Source organism: Streptomyces sp. NPDC059452, assembly GCF_042750035.1.
Classification (GTDB): Bacteria; Actinomycetota; Actinomycetes; order Streptomycetales; family Streptomycetaceae; genus Streptomyces.
Map to the genome: position 1 here is coordinate 15,390 of NZ_JBHYVE010000023.1, position 17,348 is coordinate 32,737.

Annotated in this window: 15 protein-coding genes and 1 pseudogene; 12 read left to right on the plus strand and 4 right to left on the minus strand. The window is 69.4% G+C overall.

Translation table 11 applies throughout. From position 1 onward, the window contains the following. The first annotated feature begins 366 nt into the window (after window positions 1–366). The 6 genes from ACFW9Z_RS26825 (at window position 367) to ACFW9Z_RS26850 (ending at window position 6,889) form a co-directional block, all read left to right on the plus strand. Window positions 367–1,206 carry a Scr1 family TA system antitoxin-like transcriptional regulator gene (locus ACFW9Z_RS26825; RefSeq protein ID WP_384645123.1) on the plus strand — a complete coding sequence of 280 codons (840 nt, stop codon included), beginning with the start codon at window positions 367–369 and terminating at the stop codon, window positions 1,204–1,206. Continuing rightward, on the plus strand, window positions 1,178–1,402 hold the full coding sequence (locus ACFW9Z_RS26830) for a DUF397 domain-containing protein (RefSeq protein ID WP_384645124.1): 225 nt from the start codon (window positions 1,178–1,180) through the stop codon (window positions 1,400–1,402). Before ACFW9Z_RS26825 ends, ACFW9Z_RS26830 begins: the two co-directional genes overlap by 29 nt. 103 nt (window positions 1,403–1,505) lie before the next feature. Continuing rightward, the gene (locus ACFW9Z_RS26835) at window positions 1,506–2,228 is read left to right on the plus strand and encodes a VOC family protein (protein WP_384645125.1); all 723 of its coding nucleotides are present in this window, start codon (window positions 1,506–1,508) and stop codon (window positions 2,226–2,228) included. Between the two features lie 864 nt (window positions 2,229–3,092). Then, a complete protein-coding gene (locus ACFW9Z_RS26840) occupies window positions 3,093–4,199 on the plus strand; it encodes a MarR family transcriptional regulator (protein ID WP_384645126.1) in 1,107 nt (368 codons plus the stop codon). A gap of 780 nt (window positions 4,200–4,979) precedes the next feature. Continuing rightward, the gene (locus ACFW9Z_RS26845) at window positions 4,980–5,321 is read left to right on the plus strand and encodes a hypothetical protein (protein ID WP_384645127.1); all 342 of its coding nucleotides are present in this window, start codon (window positions 4,980–4,982) and stop codon (window positions 5,319–5,321) included. A gap of 32 nt (window positions 5,322–5,353) precedes the next feature. Then, complete coding sequence (locus ACFW9Z_RS26850) at window positions 5,354–6,889, plus strand: ABC transporter ATP-binding protein (RefSeq protein ID WP_384645128.1); 1,536 nt, start codon at window positions 5,354–5,356, stop codon at window positions 6,887–6,889. 116 nt (window positions 6,890–7,005) lie between these two features. Here ACFW9Z_RS26850 and ACFW9Z_RS26855 read toward each other — a convergent pair whose 3' ends face one another. Then, a complete protein-coding gene (locus tag ACFW9Z_RS26855; protein ID WP_384645129.1) occupies window positions 7,006–7,428 on the minus strand; it encodes a MarR family winged helix-turn-helix transcriptional regulator in 423 nt (140 codons plus the stop codon). 163 nt (window positions 7,429–7,591) lie between these two features. Between ACFW9Z_RS26855 and eno the strand changes: the two genes are divergently transcribed. After that, window positions 7,592–8,899 carry a phosphopyruvate hydratase gene (eno, locus tag ACFW9Z_RS26860; RefSeq protein ID WP_384645130.1) on the plus strand — a complete coding sequence of 436 codons (1,308 nt, stop codon included), beginning with the start codon at window positions 7,592–7,594 and terminating at the stop codon, window positions 8,897–8,899. Window positions 8,900–10,485: 1,586 nt separating this feature from the next. Beyond that, on the plus strand, window positions 10,486–11,061 hold the full coding sequence (locus tag ACFW9Z_RS26865; RefSeq protein ID WP_384645131.1) for a DUF4352 domain-containing protein: 576 nt from the start codon (window positions 10,486–10,488) through the stop codon (window positions 11,059–11,061). A gap of 550 nt (window positions 11,062–11,611) precedes the next feature. On the opposite strand, the gene ACFW9Z_RS26870 is transcribed toward ACFW9Z_RS26865, so the two are convergent. Continuing rightward, entirely contained in the window at window positions 11,612–12,214 is a 603-nt protein-coding gene (locus ACFW9Z_RS26870) for a hypothetical protein (protein WP_384645132.1), read from the minus strand. 158 nt (window positions 12,215–12,372) lie between these two features. Continuing rightward, a pseudogene (locus tag ACFW9Z_RS26875) lies at window positions 12,373–12,468 on the minus strand (SAM-dependent methyltransferase); the annotation flags it as partial. A gap of 307 nt (window positions 12,469–12,775) precedes the next feature. On the opposite strand from ACFW9Z_RS26875, the gene ACFW9Z_RS26880 reads away from it, so the two are divergent. Further along, window positions 12,776–13,417 carry an RNA polymerase sigma factor gene (locus ACFW9Z_RS26880; protein WP_384645133.1) on the plus strand — a complete coding sequence of 214 codons (642 nt, stop codon included), beginning with the start codon at window positions 12,776–12,778 and terminating at the stop codon, window positions 13,415–13,417. Then, a complete protein-coding gene (locus ACFW9Z_RS26885) occupies window positions 13,414–14,415 on the plus strand; it encodes a CU044_5270 family protein (RefSeq protein WP_384645134.1) in 1,002 nt (333 codons plus the stop codon). The genes ACFW9Z_RS26880 and ACFW9Z_RS26885 overlap by 4 nt, the downstream gene beginning before the upstream one ends. A 361-nt stretch (window positions 14,416–14,776) precedes the next feature. Here ACFW9Z_RS26885 and ACFW9Z_RS26890 read toward each other — a convergent pair whose 3' ends face one another. Next, a complete protein-coding gene (locus ACFW9Z_RS26890; protein WP_384645135.1) occupies window positions 14,777–15,724 on the minus strand; it encodes a hypothetical protein in 948 nt (315 codons plus the stop codon). 658 nt (window positions 15,725–16,382) lie between these two features. On the opposite strand from ACFW9Z_RS26890, the gene ACFW9Z_RS26895 reads away from it, so the two are divergent. Together ACFW9Z_RS26895 and ACFW9Z_RS26900 are read left to right on the plus strand one after the other, a co-directional pair. Beyond that, a complete protein-coding gene (locus tag ACFW9Z_RS26895) occupies window positions 16,383–16,727 on the plus strand; it encodes an RNHCP domain-containing protein (protein WP_384645225.1) in 345 nt (114 codons plus the stop codon). Next, on the plus strand, window positions 16,724–17,143 hold the full coding sequence (locus ACFW9Z_RS26900; protein ID WP_384645136.1) for an RNHCP domain-containing protein: 420 nt from the start codon (window positions 16,724–16,726) through the stop codon (window positions 17,141–17,143). The genes ACFW9Z_RS26895 and ACFW9Z_RS26900 overlap by 4 nt, the downstream gene beginning before the upstream one ends. Window positions 17,144–17,348: the final 205 nt, after the last annotated feature.

The following is a 17,348-nucleotide window of genomic DNA, read 5'->3' on the forward strand; positions in this document are numbered from 1 at the left end:
CCTCGGCGACCTGACGTTCGTACGCGACGAAGTACGGGCGCACCAGGGGGCTGTCCTCCCCACGCGGGGACCGCTCACCGGTCCGATGGGCGGTGACCCCACCAACGTACGCGTTCGGATTCGGGTTCAGGTCCGGGTTCGTTTCCAGCGGGGGCTGTTGCTGCGGCGCGGGGTGCACCAACCGCAGTACCGGCTTCAGGAGCCGATCAAGGACGTACTTCATATGAGCCTGCTTTCTCGTTCTTCTGACGCGCGGGAGCCGCTTCTTTCCGTAGCGAACCCATCACAGAGTGGGGTCACGAGTGGCTACGCTTCTAGGGGGTCGGGCATGACAGCACGCTGGTCAGATCGAGGAGTTGGGCGCGCATGAAGGCAGACGGACGGCCACGTACGGCACGGGAGAAGTACGGCGAGGAGCTGAAGCTGCGACGCATGGCCGCCGGGTTGACGCAGGAGGCGCTGGCCGAGCAGGTGGTCTGCTCCCCGACGCTCATCAGCCACTACGAGGCGGGACGACGACTGCCGAGCCCGGACGATGCACGGCGGATCGACCGGGCACTGGGGACGGACGGGTTCTTCGAACGGTGGCTGGAGGACCTGGACCCGGCGTTCGCTCACTACTTCGGCGTGGTGGCGGAGCTGGAGCAGGAGGCCACGGAAATCCGTCAGTACGGAGGTTCACTCATCCCCGGGCTGCTCCAGACGAAGGAGTACTCACGGGCCGTGTTCCAGGCCTACCGCCCGAACTTCTGCGCGGAGGAGGTTGACGAGCTCGTTGTCAGCCGCGCCAAACGAGGCCTGTTGCTCGAAAAGCCGTCAGCACCGGAGGCTTGGACACTGCTGGACGAGGGTGCACTCAGGCGCCCCATCGGCGGACCGCAGGTAATGGCGGAGCAACTGCACAAGGTGGCAGACATGGCCGATTCGGGCCGCCTCCGCCTGCATGTGCTCCCTCTCGCCTCCGGAGCGCACTCACTCCTGGAGGGCATGGTCTACCTGCTGTCCTTCGCAGACGCGGCCCCGCTGGCGTACATCGAGGGGCTTTACAACGGGCGCCTGCTGGACGATCCGGCGCTGGTTGACGCTTGCCGCACCTCCTACACTCTCGCCCTGAGTGACGCGGCCTCGCGGCAAAAGTCGGTGGCGCTCGTCAGAAGCATCGCGGAGGAGCACGAACATGCACAGCACCGAGGCCACCACCACTGACGTCGCGACCCTGACCGGATGGCGCAAGTCCAGCTACAGCGGCGGCGCCAACGGCGAATGCCTTGAGGTCGCAGACGGCCACACCACCGTCCCCGTACGCGACAGCAAGGCCCCCGCCGGCCCTGTGCTGACCTTCTCACCCCAGGGCTGGTCCGGGTTCGTCACCGCCGTCAAGCACGGCGAGCTCCCCGCCTGACACACGTCAACCTCCCAGCGGCCCCGTCACGGTCATCGACCTGACGGGGCCGTTGTCATGGAAGCGTTGCCCAGCTATTCAAACTTGACTAGGGTCTGGAGGTATGACTGAGAAGACCATCCCGCTGCTGCCTTGCCGGACCGAACTACTCCAGTCGGTAGTCGACTTCTACACAGCCCTGGGTTTCGAAGCGACGCACATCCAGAAGAGCCCGTACGCGTACGCGGTGGTCGAGCGGGGTGCCGTCGAACTCCAGCTGTACGGCATCAAGGACTACGACCCCAGTACGTCACACGCGAGCTGCTACGTACTCACCGAGGACGTCGACGGCCTGTACACGGCGTTCCGCTCGGGCATCAAGGCGACGTACGGCCGCATTCCGACGCGTGGGCTGCCGCGCGTCGGCCCACTCAAGGACATGTCGTACGGGGTACGGCAGTTCCTGATCTCCGACCCGACCGGCAACACGATCCGGGTGGGGCAGACGATGAACGACGCCGACGACGAGGACCCCGCCTCCTCCGCCACCGCGCCGAAGGACACCTTCGCCCGCGCCTTGCACACGGCGGACCTGTTCGCGGACTCCAAGCAGGACTTCCCGGCCGCCGCCAAGATCATCGACCGGGCACTGAACCTGGAGGACGAGCAGCCGACTCCGGTACAGAGGTTGCGGCTCCTCGTCCTGCGTGGGGATCTCGCACAGAGGATGGGTGATACGGAGGGGGCTCGGGCCTGGCTGGAGGAGGCGGGGTCAGTGCAACTCGACGCCGAGGAGCGGGAAGAGGCGCGCGATGTCCTTGCCCGGCTGGGGGACTTGCGGGGGTGAGTGGGGGGACGGGGCCGGTCGACTTGGACCTCCTGGGCTTGCCCCCCAGGGGGGCGGCGCGACCTTCGGCACTCAGGGGGTACGAATGCGGCGGCTTGCGCGGCCCGTCGCATTGACGGGCACCGACAGCGCCTCCTCTGTCACCATGTAGCCGTGAGCGCCGCACACGATGGTCAAGGACTGGCAAAGCCCCTATAAACCCGCAGGTCAGAAAGAGTGGTCCCCGCGCAGGCGGGGGTGTTCCGGCGTATGCGGCGCCCGTCGGCACGACCTTCCCGTGGTCCCCGCGCAGGCGGGGGTTCCGTACGACGACCAGCCTGCCGCTTCGATCGTGAAGCGGTCCCGCACAGGCGGGGTGTTCCGGTCACCAAGGTCGGGGGAAAGGCCGTCCAGCGGCGGTCCCCGCGCGAGCGGGGATGTTCCGGCGGGCATCCTCGGGCAGACGGCCGGTACGACGCGCTCCCCGCACAGTCGGGGTTCGACCCTCCAAGTGAGCTGCCGTAAAGCGCGATCGGGGTCGAGTCTCGAAGCTCGGGTTCCGGGATTCGGGGCTCGGGGTAACCGGTTCACCCTTTCGGGGAGCGTAGATGTACGCCCGGCCCGAAGCTCGGGTCCCGGGACTCGGGCGTCGGGATGCGGGATCCGGGATTCGAGCCTCTTCTTTAACCGGTAGGTAGAAGAAGGGGGTTGGGAAAACCTCCCTACCTCCCTACCCCGTCACGGCCAGGAAGTATGACTAATCGTGACAGCTTGCGGCGGAGCGTCACGACTGCTTACGGTTCGAGAACCAAGCGACCCCGACACGGTGTAGCAAGCACCAGGCCGGGGTCTGACCGCAAGATCGCAAAGCAGAAGGACGATCCCGTGGCTAACCAGCACATTAGCTCTGCCCTGCTCGCTCCCGCACCCTCCGCCGCGTACCCGATGGCCAAGCCCGGGTACGGCAAACGCTCCGTACCCGGCCAACGCCCCCGTACGCGCGACGACTTCGACCTCCTGCCTACGCGCGAGCGGTACGTCGCCGGGTTCGTCGACCACCTCCCCGAAGGCGCGGCCATGAGCGTCAAGCAGCTGGCCAAGCAGCTCCCGCTCTACGGACAGCAGGCCATCTCCACCGCCCTCAACGCCCTCTCCGTCGCCGGACACCTCCGACGCGTACGATGCGCCGTCGGCACGGGCGAAGAGACACGCTGGGTCTTCCGCACCTTCTGGTCCCGCACCGCACACGACAACGAGTGGTGGAACACCTACCTCGCCACCGAGAACACCCCCGAGCCCGTGGGCCCCGCACCCCACGTCCCCCACGTCCCGGCCCCCGATACCACTCCCCCGCCGCCGCCCTGGGCCCCGACCGAGGAACCGCCACCCGCACCGCCGGAGAGCCCCGGTACAGAACAAGCGCCTGCCACCGCTCCGCAGAGCCCGGCCCCCAGCGCCGTACCGCATCAACGCGCCCCGCTCCCGGCCCCGTTCACCGCACCCCCAAAACTCGCCACCTCGCTCTCCCCCGCCTACCTCGCTCTGGCCCACCTCGGCCGCAAGGACGACCGCCTCGCCCTCTCCGAAGACGACTGCACCGCCCTGGAAGCCCAGGCCGCCGAATGGCTCACCCGGGGCGTGAGCGTCGACTACCTGACCAGCGCGCTGACCGCAGGACTCCCCGCCAAGGTCGACTGCCCCGTGGGCTTCGTCCGCCGCCGCCTCACCGACAAAATGCCGCCCCGGCTCCCCACCCAGAACACCTCACCCGCCACCCCCGCCCCAGCCTCAGCCCGCCGCATCCTCATCGAATGCACCGACTGCGGCCGACCCGGCCAACCAGAAGCCCTCCCCGACGGCCTCTGCCGCCCCTGCCACACCACCCACCGAGCCGAAGCCGACAACGACCCGATCCAGCCCGCCGAAGCCGCCAAAGCCGCCGACATCAAGGCACGCATGGCCAACCTCCGCGACCTCCTCAAACCCGTGTGAGACCCACAGCCGATGGGCCAGCCGACGGTGCCCGGCTGGGGGAACTGGTGCGCGTACACGGACCAGCAACCTCCACCACACTCCGGGCCAGACGGCGACGCCCTTGCCATCTCGGAGAAGTGAGACGTCCTTCACGGCCGGCAAGGGCAGAATCACTTCCGACATGCACAGCACCGAGCGCAGCCCGTTCGCGCCACTGGAGCGATATGCCCGTTTCTCAAGAAGTGAGTAAAAACAGCCCTCCGCTCACATAAACCCACAGGTCACGAACAGTGGTCCCCGCGCACGCGGGGGTGGTCCCTCGCGACGCTGGCTCCGACTGACCTTGGCCGGGTGGTCCCCGCGCACGCGGGGGCGGTCACGCCGCCACCGGCCTCGCCGGAGTCGCGTGGTCCTCGCACCCGCGTGGATGGTCCCGTCGGCTGGGGGTGGGTCAACTACTACAAGGGATGGTCCCGGCTTCCTGGCCGATCTCTGGATCGAGATGGAACGGTCCCCGCACACGCGGGGGTGATCCTCGGTGGGGCGGCAACGGCAACCCGAGCTGGGAGTGGTCCCCGCGCGCGGGGGTGTCCCGGACCCGGAATTCGTCGCGGTCGACTATTGCGGGTGCCCCGCGCACGCGGGGGTGTAAAGCCTCCGGCCCAACCAAGACCCACCTCACCGTGCAGTGAATCCAATATCGCGAAGTTGACGAGTATCGGGTGTGAACAGGGCTGACCCGCCCCGGACAACGCAATGCAGTTGAACGGGTATGGGTCACGCCCCGCCAATAGGGGCGTGACCCCCACCACCACAGCAGCCCCCGCCACCACCCCGGCGCCCGCGCCCAACCAGGCGCCCGGTGCCCCGCCCGTAATGCGCCTCCAGGAGGACGGCCGCGCCGCCGTCGGCTCCCGTATCAGCACCCGCTCCATCGCCCGGCAGCTCCCCGCGACCCTGCGCCGGGCCTGGACGCTGAGCTGGAAAGCGGACCGGAAAGCCACCCTCGCCCTGGCTCTCTCCGCCGTGGCCTGCGCGCTGCTCACCGCGCTCGCCCTGCGTGCCACGTCGAGCCTGCTGGCCGTCCTGCTCGCCGAGGGCACTCCGCCCAGCGGCTGGACCAGGCGCTGCCCTTCCTGATCCTCGTCTCCGCCACCGCGGCGGGCAGCTACGTGGCCGACGCCGCTGCCCGGTTCCTTGCCGCCCGGCTGGCGCCGAAGGTCAACCGCGAAGCCGACCTTGCCGCCATCGCCGCGTCCACCGGAGCCGAGCTCAGCGCCTACGAGGACCCCGCGTTCGAGGACCGTCGCTTCGCCGCCACCCAGGGCGCCGAGAAGATGCCCGACCTGATCAGCGGAGCGCAGACCCTCGTCTCCGCCGCCGCGCAGCTCCTCGCCGCGCTGATCGTCGTGGCCACCCTCAACGCCCTGCTGCTCCCGCTCGCGCTCCTCGCGGTCTTCCCCCGGGCGTGGGGAGCCGTTCGCGCCGCCCGGCTCGACCACGAGGCGGCCCACCGCAATCTCGCCGACACCCGCCTGCGCCGCGTCTTGGCCCAGTACACGACCGACCGCGGCACGGCCGCCGAGCTCCGTTCGGCCACCATGGGCGGATTCCTGCTGGAGCAGTACCGGATCATCTCCGGCCGTCTGGAGACCGAGCAGATCACCGCCTCCCGCCGCGCCGCGCTCACCCAGGGGGCAGGGGACCTCCTCGCCGCGCTCGCCGTGGTCGCCGTATGGGCGGGCGTTCTGTACCTCGCGCTCACCGATCGGGTGGACATCGCGACCGCGGCCACCACCGTCCTCGTAGTCCGGACCGCGAACGCGGCGTTAACCGGCAGCGTCCTGTCCTCCGCCCGTCTGTTCGCCACCAGCTTCTACATCACCGACTGGTCCCGCTTCCTCGCCCAGGCCGGAACGTGGGCCATGCGGCGCGGCACCGCTCCGGCCCCGGCCGCCGGACCGCGCGTCATCCAGGCCCGCGACTTGTCCTTCACCTACCCCGGCAGGACGGGCCCCGCCGTACGCAACGTCGACCTCGACCTGGAGCGCGGGCAGGTCATCGCCCTCGTCGGCGAGAACGGCTCCGGCAAGACGACCCTGGCGAAACTGCTGACCGGCCTGTACCTCCCCACGGCCGGGACGCTCACCTGGGACGGCGAGCACCTGGCCGACCTCGCCCCCGACACCCTCTGGGCGTCCACCGGGATGGTGCCGCAGGACTACACCCGCTGGCCGCTCGCCGCCCGGGAGAACAGCACCCTCGGGCAACCCCGGGCAGACGGCGACGCGGCCGTGCACAGGGCCGCCGAACTCGCCGGCGCGGACTCCGTACTGAGGGCCCTGCCCGACGGACTCGACACATCCCTCGCCCGGTCCTGGTGGGGCGGATACGACCTGTCCGGCGGGCAGTGGCAGCGCATCGCCGTCGCCCGCGCCTTCCACCGCGACGCCCCGGTCCTCGTACTGGACGAGCCGACGGCCGCGCTCGATGCCCGCGCCGAGCACCAGGTCCTCAGCCGGTTGCGCGCCCTCTCGGAAGGCCGGGCAGCCCTCTTCATCACGCACCGCCTCGCCAACGCCCGCGTCGCGGACAAGGTCGTCGTCATGAGCGGCGGAACGGTCGTGGAGTCCGGTACGTACGCACAACTCCTGCACCAGGGTGGGCCGTTCGCCGAGCTGCATCAGCTCCAGGAGGGAGGGGAATGAGCCCGTCTCCGCCATCACGTACGAGGCTGGAAGGGAAGCCGTGGCGGTGTCGACAGACGACGTTCGCGCGTGCCGGGCGTCGCGGCGAAGCGAACGTTGCCCGTCCTGTTGGGGCGCTAACGCGTGGCGAGGCGTTCCAGCAGGGCGGCACTCCGGGCCAGCAGTGCCCGCTCCTCGTCCGTGAGTTCGGCCTCGATGGCCTGGGCGAGCCAGCCGACCCTGCGGCCGCGCTCCGCTTCGAGCGCGGCGCGGCCCGCGTCCGACAGTTCGACCAGGGACTTGCGGCCGTCCGTGGGGTGAGCGCGGCGCGTGATGAGGTTCTGTTCCATGAGGAGCCCCACCGCCCGGGCCATCGACTGGGGGCGTACGCGCTGATCGGCGGCGAGGTCGCTGGTGGTCATGGCGCCGTCGCGGTCGAGTACGCCGAGCACGGCGACCTGGCCCAGCGGGATGCGGTCCTCGTGGGTGACGCGTCGGGTGAGCTTGCCCATCGCGGTGCGCAGTTCGGCGGCGATGGCGGCGGCTTCCGGGGTGGGCATAGGGCACTTTACCGCGCTGGTCAGCCTTGTTTGCGCCCCTGATCTACACAGCAAAGCTGCGCAGCAAAACTAAGCAGTCTTGCTGTATGGTTTTGGTTGCCGGGGCCAGCGCCAGCGCTGTCGCAGCCGGGGCCACGGCACATGACAACGGGAAGGAACTCCCATGTCCACCAAGGCAGTCGGAACCATCGACGCCACCATCGAGACCGTCACCGCCCGCCGGATCATCGACAGCCGGGGCAATCCCACGGTCGAGGTCGACGTCGTCCTGACGGACGGCCCCCTGGGGCGCGCGGCCGTTCCCTCCGGCGCCTCGACCGGCGCCCGGGAGGCCGTGGAACTGCGCGACGGAGACTCCGCGCACTGGCACGGCAAGGGCGTCGACCGCGCGGTTGCGCACGTCAACGGGGAGATCGCAGCGTCCGTACGCGGCCGGGACGCGGCGGATCAGGCGGGGCTCGATGCCGCACTGGTCGCCCTCGACGGCACCGCCACGAAGTCCCGGCTCGGCGCCAACGCGATCCTCGGCGTCTCCCTCGCCGCCGCCAAGGCCGCGGCGGCGGCCCACCGCCAGCCCCTCTACCGCTACCTCGGCGGCGCCGACGCCCGCCTCCTGCCGCTGCCGATGATGAACATCGTCAACGGTGGCGCCCACGCCGACAATCCGCTGGACTTCCAGGAGTTCATGATCGCACCCGTGGGTGCGGACACCTTCGCCGAAGCCGTACGTATGGGCAGCGAGGTCTTCCACACCCTGCGCCGCGATCTGCTGGCCGCCGGGCACTCCACGGGCGTCGGCGACGAGGGCGGCTTCGCGCCCGCACTGCGTACCGCCGAGGAGGCGCTCGACTTCGTGATGGCCGCCATCGAGCGGACCGGCTATCGCCCCGGCACGGACATCGGCCTGATCATGGACCCGGCGTCGTCGGAGTTCTTCCGCGACGGGGTGTACGACTACGCGGGCGAGGGAGTACGCCGTACCCCCTCCGAGAACGCCGACTACCTGGCCAAGCTCATCGACGCGTACCCGGTCCTCTCCATCGAGGACCCGATGGCGGAAGACGACCTGGACGGCTGGCGCGAGCTGACCGCCCGCGTCGGCGACCGCTGCCAGCTCACCGGCGACGACGTGTTCTGCACCAACGAGACGCTGCTGCGCGAGGGCATCCGTACGGGCGTGGGCAACTCGGTCCTGGTCAAGGTCAACCAGATCGGGACCCTGACCGAGGCGCTGGCCACGGTGGCCACGGCCCACCAGGCGGGCTGGACGGCCGTCATGTCGCACCGATCGGGCGAGACGGAGGACACCACCATCGCGGACCTGGCAGTGGCGACCGGCTGCGGCCAGATCAAGACCGGCTCGCTCTCCCGGTCCGACCGCACGGCAAAGTACAACCAAATGATCCGGATCGAGGAGGAGTTGGGCGACACCGCACGCTACGCGGGCCGCTCTGCGTTGCGTCAGGCGTGAACGGCAGGCAGAGGTAGGGGCATCGCGGGTCCCCGGATCAGCCGGGGGCCCGCTCGCGTGCCGGTCAGCCACCTCTCGCGGGCTGCTCACCCCCGTACGACCTGCGCTTGTACGTTGCCTGCCCGGCCGGAACGGCTGCTCGGACCTCGATCCGGACTAGGCGACCAGGAGGCCCGCACCGAGCGTTTCCCAGCGGGACTCGGCCTTGATCGAGGTGCGGATCCGACGGTAGCCGAACAAGCACCTTCGTTCAGCGGCCAGTTGACCGGCCCCCGGCCACCGACCGCCGGTTCTACACCAGCATCCGGTCACGAGCCGGTCCTGCAAGGCTCCTCTCGGGGCGCGGCGGCGAGATCGGGCGCTTCGGCGGGGGCGGGGTCTTCGGCGGACGGTCCGGGATGTGATCCGACACAGAGGCTCCCAGGGTCGGTACGGAGACCCATCGTATGACCGGCCGATGTGGCGCGCGGCCGCGATCGGCTGATCCTTCACCCGTACAGATTCCCCAAATTGACGCTGCACAGCGCCACGCTTCAGGGTCGGGCGAGCGGACGGGGCGGGGGGCCGCTGACTGAAAAATGCGGCCCCCTCGGCGGCGCACACCTTCCCCGTGGCGCCTTGCGGAAGCCGATGGACGCGGCCCACTCGGCATCGCGAGCCCGCGGCAGCCCTGACTGTTTCCGCTCTCTGCCACCATGTAGGGGTGAACGACGCCCCCATGAGTCAAGAACTGGCAAAGCCCCTATAAAGCCACAGGTCAGGAAGAGTGGTCCCCGCGCGAGCGGGGGTGTTCCGTACCTCGAACAGCCGATGGCCGAGGAGGCCGAGTGGTCCCCGCGCGAGCGGGGGTGTTCCGCCCGGCTCCACCGGCGTTCCCTTGGCCCGGGTGTGGTCCCCGCGCGAGCGGGGGTGTTCCGCTCGTAGTCCGAAATCCGTGCTCTGCCCTGGGGTGGTCCCCGCGCGAGCGGGGGTGTTCCGGTGCTCGTGAAACTGATCAACGAGCACGGCAGGTGGTCCCCGCGCAGGCGGGGGTGTTCCGACCTGGGTGTAGCTGGCGATGCGGGCCGCGTCGTGGTCCCCGCGCAGGCGGGGGTGTTCCGTCCCACTCGCCGCCGAGCACGTCGATCTGGGTGCGGTCCCCGCGCAGGCGGGGGTGTTCCGGACCAGAAGAACACCCAGCAGAACTACTCGTTGTGGTCCCCGCGCGAGCGGGGGTGTTCCGTACGTGGGATGGGCGCCGCCTTATTTCCCGAGTGGTCCCCGCGCAGGTGGGGATGTTCCGCAGCCGCCGTTCGCGGGCCCGGTCCTCGCGGCGTGGTCCTCGCGCGAGCAGGGGTGTTCCGCGTGGCCCCAGGAACACCCACAGACGCCCACCGATCGTGAGCCGGCTCCCCGCTCCCGCGGAAGCCGAGCTTCGCACCACGTGCCCTGCCGTACGCCGACTGCCTCGACTCCCCAGCGAGCGCGCACCTACCGATCTCACCACCGATCAGCAACAGCAGAAACACAATCCCCACAAACCCCACACGTAGCACACACCTATACGACATGATGATCCCTTAAGAACCGCACCAAGGGGGGCCACCATGCGCCGTACGATCATCGCCGCCATTGCCGCAGCCGGGCTGCTGCTCACCGCCACGGGATGCACCGACGACGAGATCACCACCGAACCCACCAAAACCGGCGCCGCTGAGAAGCCCAAGAACGCCGAACCCACCGAGGAAGAGGCACAGGAGTCGTCCAAGGCCGCGAAGGTCGGCGACACCATCGCCCTGAAGGGCAACGAGGGCGAGAAGGTCGACGCCGTTCTGAAGAAGTGGGTCGACAACGCCAAGTCCGCCGATGAGTTCTTCAGCCCGGCAGACGGGAAGCGCTGGGTGGCCGCCCAGTTCGAGCTGACCAACACCGGGAAGAAGCCGTACGTCGACAGCCCCTCGAACGGGGCGCAGGTTGCCGACGCGGACGGCCAGCGGTTCCCGGCGACGTTCGCGGACGTCGCCGACGGCCCCTCGATGACGTCGGACGCCAACGTCCCGCCGGGCGAGAAGGTCCTCGGGTGGATCGTCTTCGAGGTGCCGAAGGCATCAAAGGTCGTCTCGGTGCAATTCGCGCTGAGCAGCGGATTCGCCAATCAGACCGGGCAGTGGAACGTCTCCTGACGATCCCCACCGCGGGTCCCGGCCACCGCTACGGCCGGGGCCCGCACCACGGCCGAACCGGAGCCCGCCCGCCGCGTCGCACCGCTGCCACCACCGTACGTATGTGCTCGCCCAAGCCCCTGACCGATGTCGGCAGGGGCTTCCGTGCGTCCGGAGGAGGCGACGAAGGCCACATGGACACCGACCATCTCACCGCCGAGCACCCGCTCCCGATCCCGCTCCAGCCCCTCAGGGAGCAGGCGTTGGTGAGTGGGAGAGCGGGAGGGGCCCGTCGGCCGAGAGGCTGGGGACGGCGGGGTCAGAGGACTCCGTGATGCCCCAGCGGCGGTGGCGGGCGGCCAGCGGCCCGGGGCCCACCAGTTGGCTCGGTCGGTCAGACGCATCACGCCCGGCTCCTCGCCCCGGACCCCTCGCCGATGGAGCTGCCCACCCTGCGGGAGAGCACCCCGGGGCGGCCGTTGCCGGATATCACCCCGGGGCACTGACTCCGATTCTCCTGACGTCAAACTCCTTCAGGATGTGGCGTGCTCGTCGTTCCGCCCCGGTGAGGTCAGCCCGCCACCGGCCACTCCAGCGGTTCGCTGTGGAAGCCCTGCTCCAGCTCGACCGCCGCTGGCTTCTCGCCCCGGGTGATCAGGAAGGTCGTACAGATCGTCTCCGACCCGCCCTTGCGCACCCGCTTCTCCGAGTCCGGCTCCGGGCAGTCCGGCCATGTCACGTCGCCCCACATGACAAGCAGCGCCTTGGTGCGGTCGTCGCGGTCCGTCCTGATGACCAGGTCGCCGTCCATGTCACCGACCCGCATCGGCTTGCCGCTCTTGTGGGTCAGCGTGGACCAGACGTGGACGGGGACCCTGGGGCCCGGAAGTTTGCTCTTGTCGAGGCCCGAGTTGTCGACATCGGCCGACGTGCCGGTCACGACCTTGGTGGGCGTGACCGTGTACGTGGCGCCGTCCGAGTCCGTCTTCATGCTGTCCTGCGGAGGGCTGGGATCGCCCAGGCGGAAGGTCTTCCGGTCGTCGTCGGGCGAGCCGGAGGCTGCGGTCCCGTCGCCCTTTCCCGCGATGGAGAAGGCGTCGCTGCAGGCTGTCAGTGTCATCGTCAGTGCTATGGCGGCCAGTACCGCCGGGACCGCGCGCGTCGGCGTACGCATGTCTTGTTGTTCTCCCCGTTGGACGTGCTTGCTTCCCGCGCGATCCTGATTTCCAGGTGACGATCTCGTGTTGGTCCCCGCGCAGGCGGGGGTGTTCCAGCTCGATACCGCTACTGACTCGCGGGTCAACGTAGTCCCCGCGCAGGCGGGGGTGTTCCGTCGTCCAGCCTAGCCGCCAGGTGTCCGGGCCCGCACCCGACGTCGGCTGTTCTCAGGTCCCCCGTCCCACGCACTAGCTCGGCGAAGGTGCTGACCTTGTTCCGCGCGCAGACGCTCCGTGAGCAGCTAAGCCACGGTACCGCCAACTGCGTTGAACGGTCGGCGAGCGGCCATCACCCAATGCGCCGACGTATCCGACAACAACCTCGTGCGTTCAGAGCAACGGGTGCACAGGCCGGGGCCTCTACGACGCGTAGCGTGGGTCAGCTCCTTCAGCAGCGGGCCCCAGTTCCGGGTCAGGCCGCGACGGTTCATCGCCTTGATCATCGCCCTGGGTGGTGGTCGATCGCGATTCGACGGCCAAGAAGTGGAACCGATGCACCTGTGCGGACACTTGTCGTTGTGGACTTCTCCTTGCATGAACGAGTCCGATCCGGCGATCGGGCGGCGTTCGCCGAGATCTTTGACGAGCATGCGCGCGTCGTCTATGCCCATGCGATCCGGACGACGGGTGACTGGGCCCTGTCCGAAGACATCATGTCGCTCACCTTTCTGGAGGCTTGGCGGCTTCGGGGCAAGCTGCGCGATGAGGTCAGGAGCGTACGTGCGTGGCTGTTGGGAATCGCGACCAACGTGATGCGCAACACCGCCCGGGCCGCACGTCGGCATCGGGAGGCGATGTCCCGTCTGCCGCCGCCTGAAGCGATGCCTGACTTTTCGGACGAGGTGGTCGGGCAGATGGCCGACGCTCAGCGGCTGGCCGCTGCGGCGAGAGCGATCCAACGCCTGAGGCGGAGTGAGCGCGAGGTCTTCTCCCTGGTCGTCTGGTCCGACCTGGGATATGCGGCGGCCGCTGAGGCGTTGAGGCTTCCCGTGGGCACCGTACGCTCCCGGCTCTCACGAGCGAGACAGAAGCTGCGCACGCTCGTCCAGGAGGAGCTTGGAGCAGATCCCCATACTGCGGAACCGCGGACCGGCAGCGGACACATATCGCAGAGCGGGATGGGCACGGCCCGCACACTCCTCAGGAGAAATACACGATGAATCCGGAACAGCGGGAACAATCCGAACGTGAGCAGGCGAGCAGGACTCTGCCTCCCCCTCCCTGCCCGGAGCCAGCACCTGGACAAGTGGAAGCTCGCCGTGCTCACTTCCTGAGCGAGGTCGATCGGCAGACGCGGTCCCGTTCTTTCCACCCAGCCCTTCGGGCGAGAAGGCGTTGGGGTTTGGCGCTGGGCACCGCAGTGGCTGCTGGAGCGTCCCTTGTCGTTTTCAGCCTCGGCTCCGGATCACCGGATACTCCCCGCACCGTGCAACCGGCCTCCGCAGCGTCGGTCCAGTTGCTGGAGAAAGCGGCCCTGGCCGCAGCCGCGACGCCGCAGACGAAGATCCGTTCCGGCCAGTACACGTACGTCAAGGTGGTCGGCCATACGTCGGTGCTGTCCGAGACCGAGGCAGACGAGATGGAACTCCTGCGCGAGGACGAGGACATGGAGCAGTGGACCTCGGTCGACGGCAGTGAACGGACGCTGCAACGCAAGAACGGCCGCAATGTCCTGCTGCCGGGAACTCCGGGCCGAGGCAGCCTGAACTCTCCGACCTACACGTTCCTGGACGCGCTGCCGACCGACCCCGAGGCTCTGCTGAAGGGGATCAGCGACGACGCCGAGGACCATCACGGTGCCGGTTCCGACTCCACGACGGGACCGCACCAGGAAGCCTTCGTCACGATCGGAGACCTTCTGCGCAGCGGGGCGGCTCCCCCCGACACCACTGCGGCTCTCTACCGGGCCGCCGCTCTCATTCCCGGTGTCGATGTCGTCCCTGACGCCGTGGACGCGGCAGGCCGGCACGGGATCGCTGTCGCCCGGACACACGACGGCGAACGCACCGAGTGGATCTTCGACAAGAGCACGGTCCGACTTCTGGGCGAGCGCACGGTCCTCGTGGAGGACAACGCCTGGGGTAAGGCCGGCACCGTCGTCACCTCCGTCGCCCTCATCGACTCCGGCATCGTCGACGAGGCCGGACAGACCAACTAGAGGGCGAGCCCTTTCGCGAAACAGCGTCTGAGGAAGCGGATCAGGCACTCGCTGCAATGGCCCCGGCAATCACGAGAAGCCCCAAGAGCGGCATGACATCGGCCAAGGCCGGTGGCGGGGGATGCGACCGGCCGGGAGTGGCATCGCCACGCACTGACGAGCCTCCTCCAAGATCGCTGGAACAGGGATGTGTTCTGACTGCGCACAGTCTCCGTGCAGGCGAGGGTCTTGCGTGCAGCACCGGCGGTACGCGAGCCACTTCATCGTGGACCCTGCGTGTTGGCGGCCAGTTGAAATCCTCCGTGGACGGCCAGTCGACAGGGGATCCGCTGGCCGCGGACGGTTACTCCGTGTTGACTGATCATCCGGCGTTGGGACGGGTCCGAAGCCAGTACGAGCGGGCCGCGATGGTCAGGGCGATGCCATAGACGGCGAAGGCCACAATCCCGATCCAGGCGACCAGCAGCGCATCGCCCGAGGAGTGGAAGTCGCCGCGCCGCATCGTCACCGGGCCGACCGTGGCCAGGGCCAAGTATCCGACCCCGACAACGCCGTACAGGGCGAGTGTGGCGGCGCCGAGCAGAGCCGGGGCGAGCGGGAGCCAGCGCGGCACACGTCGGCCGCGAAGGAACAGGGTCCAGCGCGGGAAGACCTGCCCCCACGGGCGAACCAGGCCCCAGAGCAGGAAGACACCGAGTGTGGCCAGCAGTACGGTGGGGTCCAGGCCCCAGGACTCCAGGGCAAGGAAAATCCCCGAGGCGCCGTTCCGCTCCGAGACCGCGAGCATCTCCTCGCCGGCCATACCCGCGAACGTGCCGCCGGACGCCCAGATCAGCTTCATTGCCGCGTACGGGACAAAGGCCAGCGTCCCTGCCCAGGCAGCGAGTTGGACGAGCTTCGGTGCGGAGGACGGTGTTCGTAGGGCGGTACCAGCGGGCAGACGGTCGGACCGGGCCGTGGCCGCGAGCAGGACCGCCCCGACCGCCGCCAGGACCTTGTTCGCAGCGGAAGCCCGGCCGTCCACTCCCTGGCCGAACATCAGCGTGACCACGTCCATCAGCAGACTGAACGCGGTGATCCCGGCCAGCCCGCAGGTCACCCAGAGCAGCACCCGTAGCTCTGGCCGCAGCCCGTACCGCACCACCGCCCCGCTGACCAGCGTCGCCATCACACCCACCGCCACGACCGCCCACTCCAACCCGGAAGCCCCTGAGTCACCGCCGTCGTGGAGCAATGGGGTCCCGCTCAGCGCGCACACCAAGCCGAAGGCGGCGTACGCCACCGCCCACAGCATCGTTGCCCAGCCCACCCATCGCGGCCATCGCGGCCACCAAGCGCTCCAGAACACCAGGAGCCGATGACCGACGTCACCCAGTGGTCCCCGCCCAGGTGGGGGTGTTCCGGAGGTCGGTCCGCTCACCAGCCATCCCGAGCTGCGGTCCCCGCGCAGGCGGGGTGGGGTCGCGTCCGCGAAACCCGGTCTGGCGGATGAGGACCGTTTCCTTTAGGAGTGCGTACGGTTCCTCAACGCATCGGACAAGGAAGGGCCGGCCCGGCTGTTCGATGCCCACCCTCAGGGCGACGAAGACGCCCGGGGCGGGGACGGCTCGAACGTGCTGGCCGGGCCGAGGGTAATTCGGTGGTCCGGCTTCCCCGCCTGTTGTTACGGTGCTCGCACCTCCGCCGCGGTGCCGACCGCAGGTGACCTCTGGGCCGTGTGCCCTGGAAAGCAGTTGATGTATGCCCCGGCCAGTGATTCCGAGCCTCCCTCGTCGCGCCCACGGCGCCGGGGCGAGCGGGCCTGACCGCAGGTGCAGCCGTACGCGCAGCCGTACGTTCGCCGTCTGCTGACTCGCCACCCACGCCCCCGACGCGAGGGGTGCTCGGTACTTCCCTGCTGCTTTCGTTCCTCACCTTCGGCAAGGAGTATCCGGGTGTCATACGACAACCCCAAGCACCGCTCAGCCATGCCCTCTTCCCTCTCCATCTTCACCTGCGTCCGCTGCGGGCTGACCGTCGCGGCGTACGCGCCCGACGGCAGTCGGCGCAACCACTGCCCGAGCTGCCTGCACTCCCAGCACCTCGTCGACCACGTCGAGGGCGGGCCCTCCGACTGCGAGGGCCGGATGGCGCCGATCTCCATCGCGGTGCTGCGTACCGGGGCGTGGATGGTCGTCCATCGCTGCACCCGTTGCGACGAGCTGACCTCGAACCCCGTCTGCGGCGACGACAACCAGCTGATCCTGATGCGCATGGCCGTGCGCCCCCTGGCTCAGCCGCCCTTCCCGCTCGAAGCCTTCGGTGACCTGTGACGCGGCGTGGGCCCCGGCGGACCGGGCAGCGGCGCCCCCAGCGGGCCAAAGACGTCCTTCACGGGCCGGGCGGGTCGCACGGGGGCGCGTTCCGGTGCGTCGGCTGCCGGCTCGACGTGTCGGTGGTGGCGCCGGGGACCGCCCACCGCAACCACTGCCCGTCCTGCCTGGTCAGCCTGCACGTGGACCGGCGGGTACCGGGTGACCGGGCGGCGGGGTGCGGTGGGCGCATGGCGGCGCTGAGTCTGTCGGTGCGGCGGGACGGGGAGTGGGTGCTCATCCATCACTGCCTGATGTGCGGCGAACTCAGCGCCAACCGCATCGCGGGCGACGACAACCCGCTGCCGCTGATCCGGCTGGCGCTGCGGCCGCTCGCGGACGCCGGTGTCCCGGCGCGGGTCATGCTCGCGCTGTGATGTGATCCGAGGGGGGTGGCCGGGGCTGGGCGGCATGCCTCGGTCGGCCCCGGCCGGCCCGTTCCCCCTCAGCTCCCCGGAAAGCGGAATGGGGCCCGGCCTCGCGGCCGGACCCCCCTCGCTGTCCCCCCGTCGGGTCTTCCCGTTCCCCCCGGACCCCTCCCCGGAAGTCCCGACGCCATGTGTGACCCGGGAGGGTACGCAA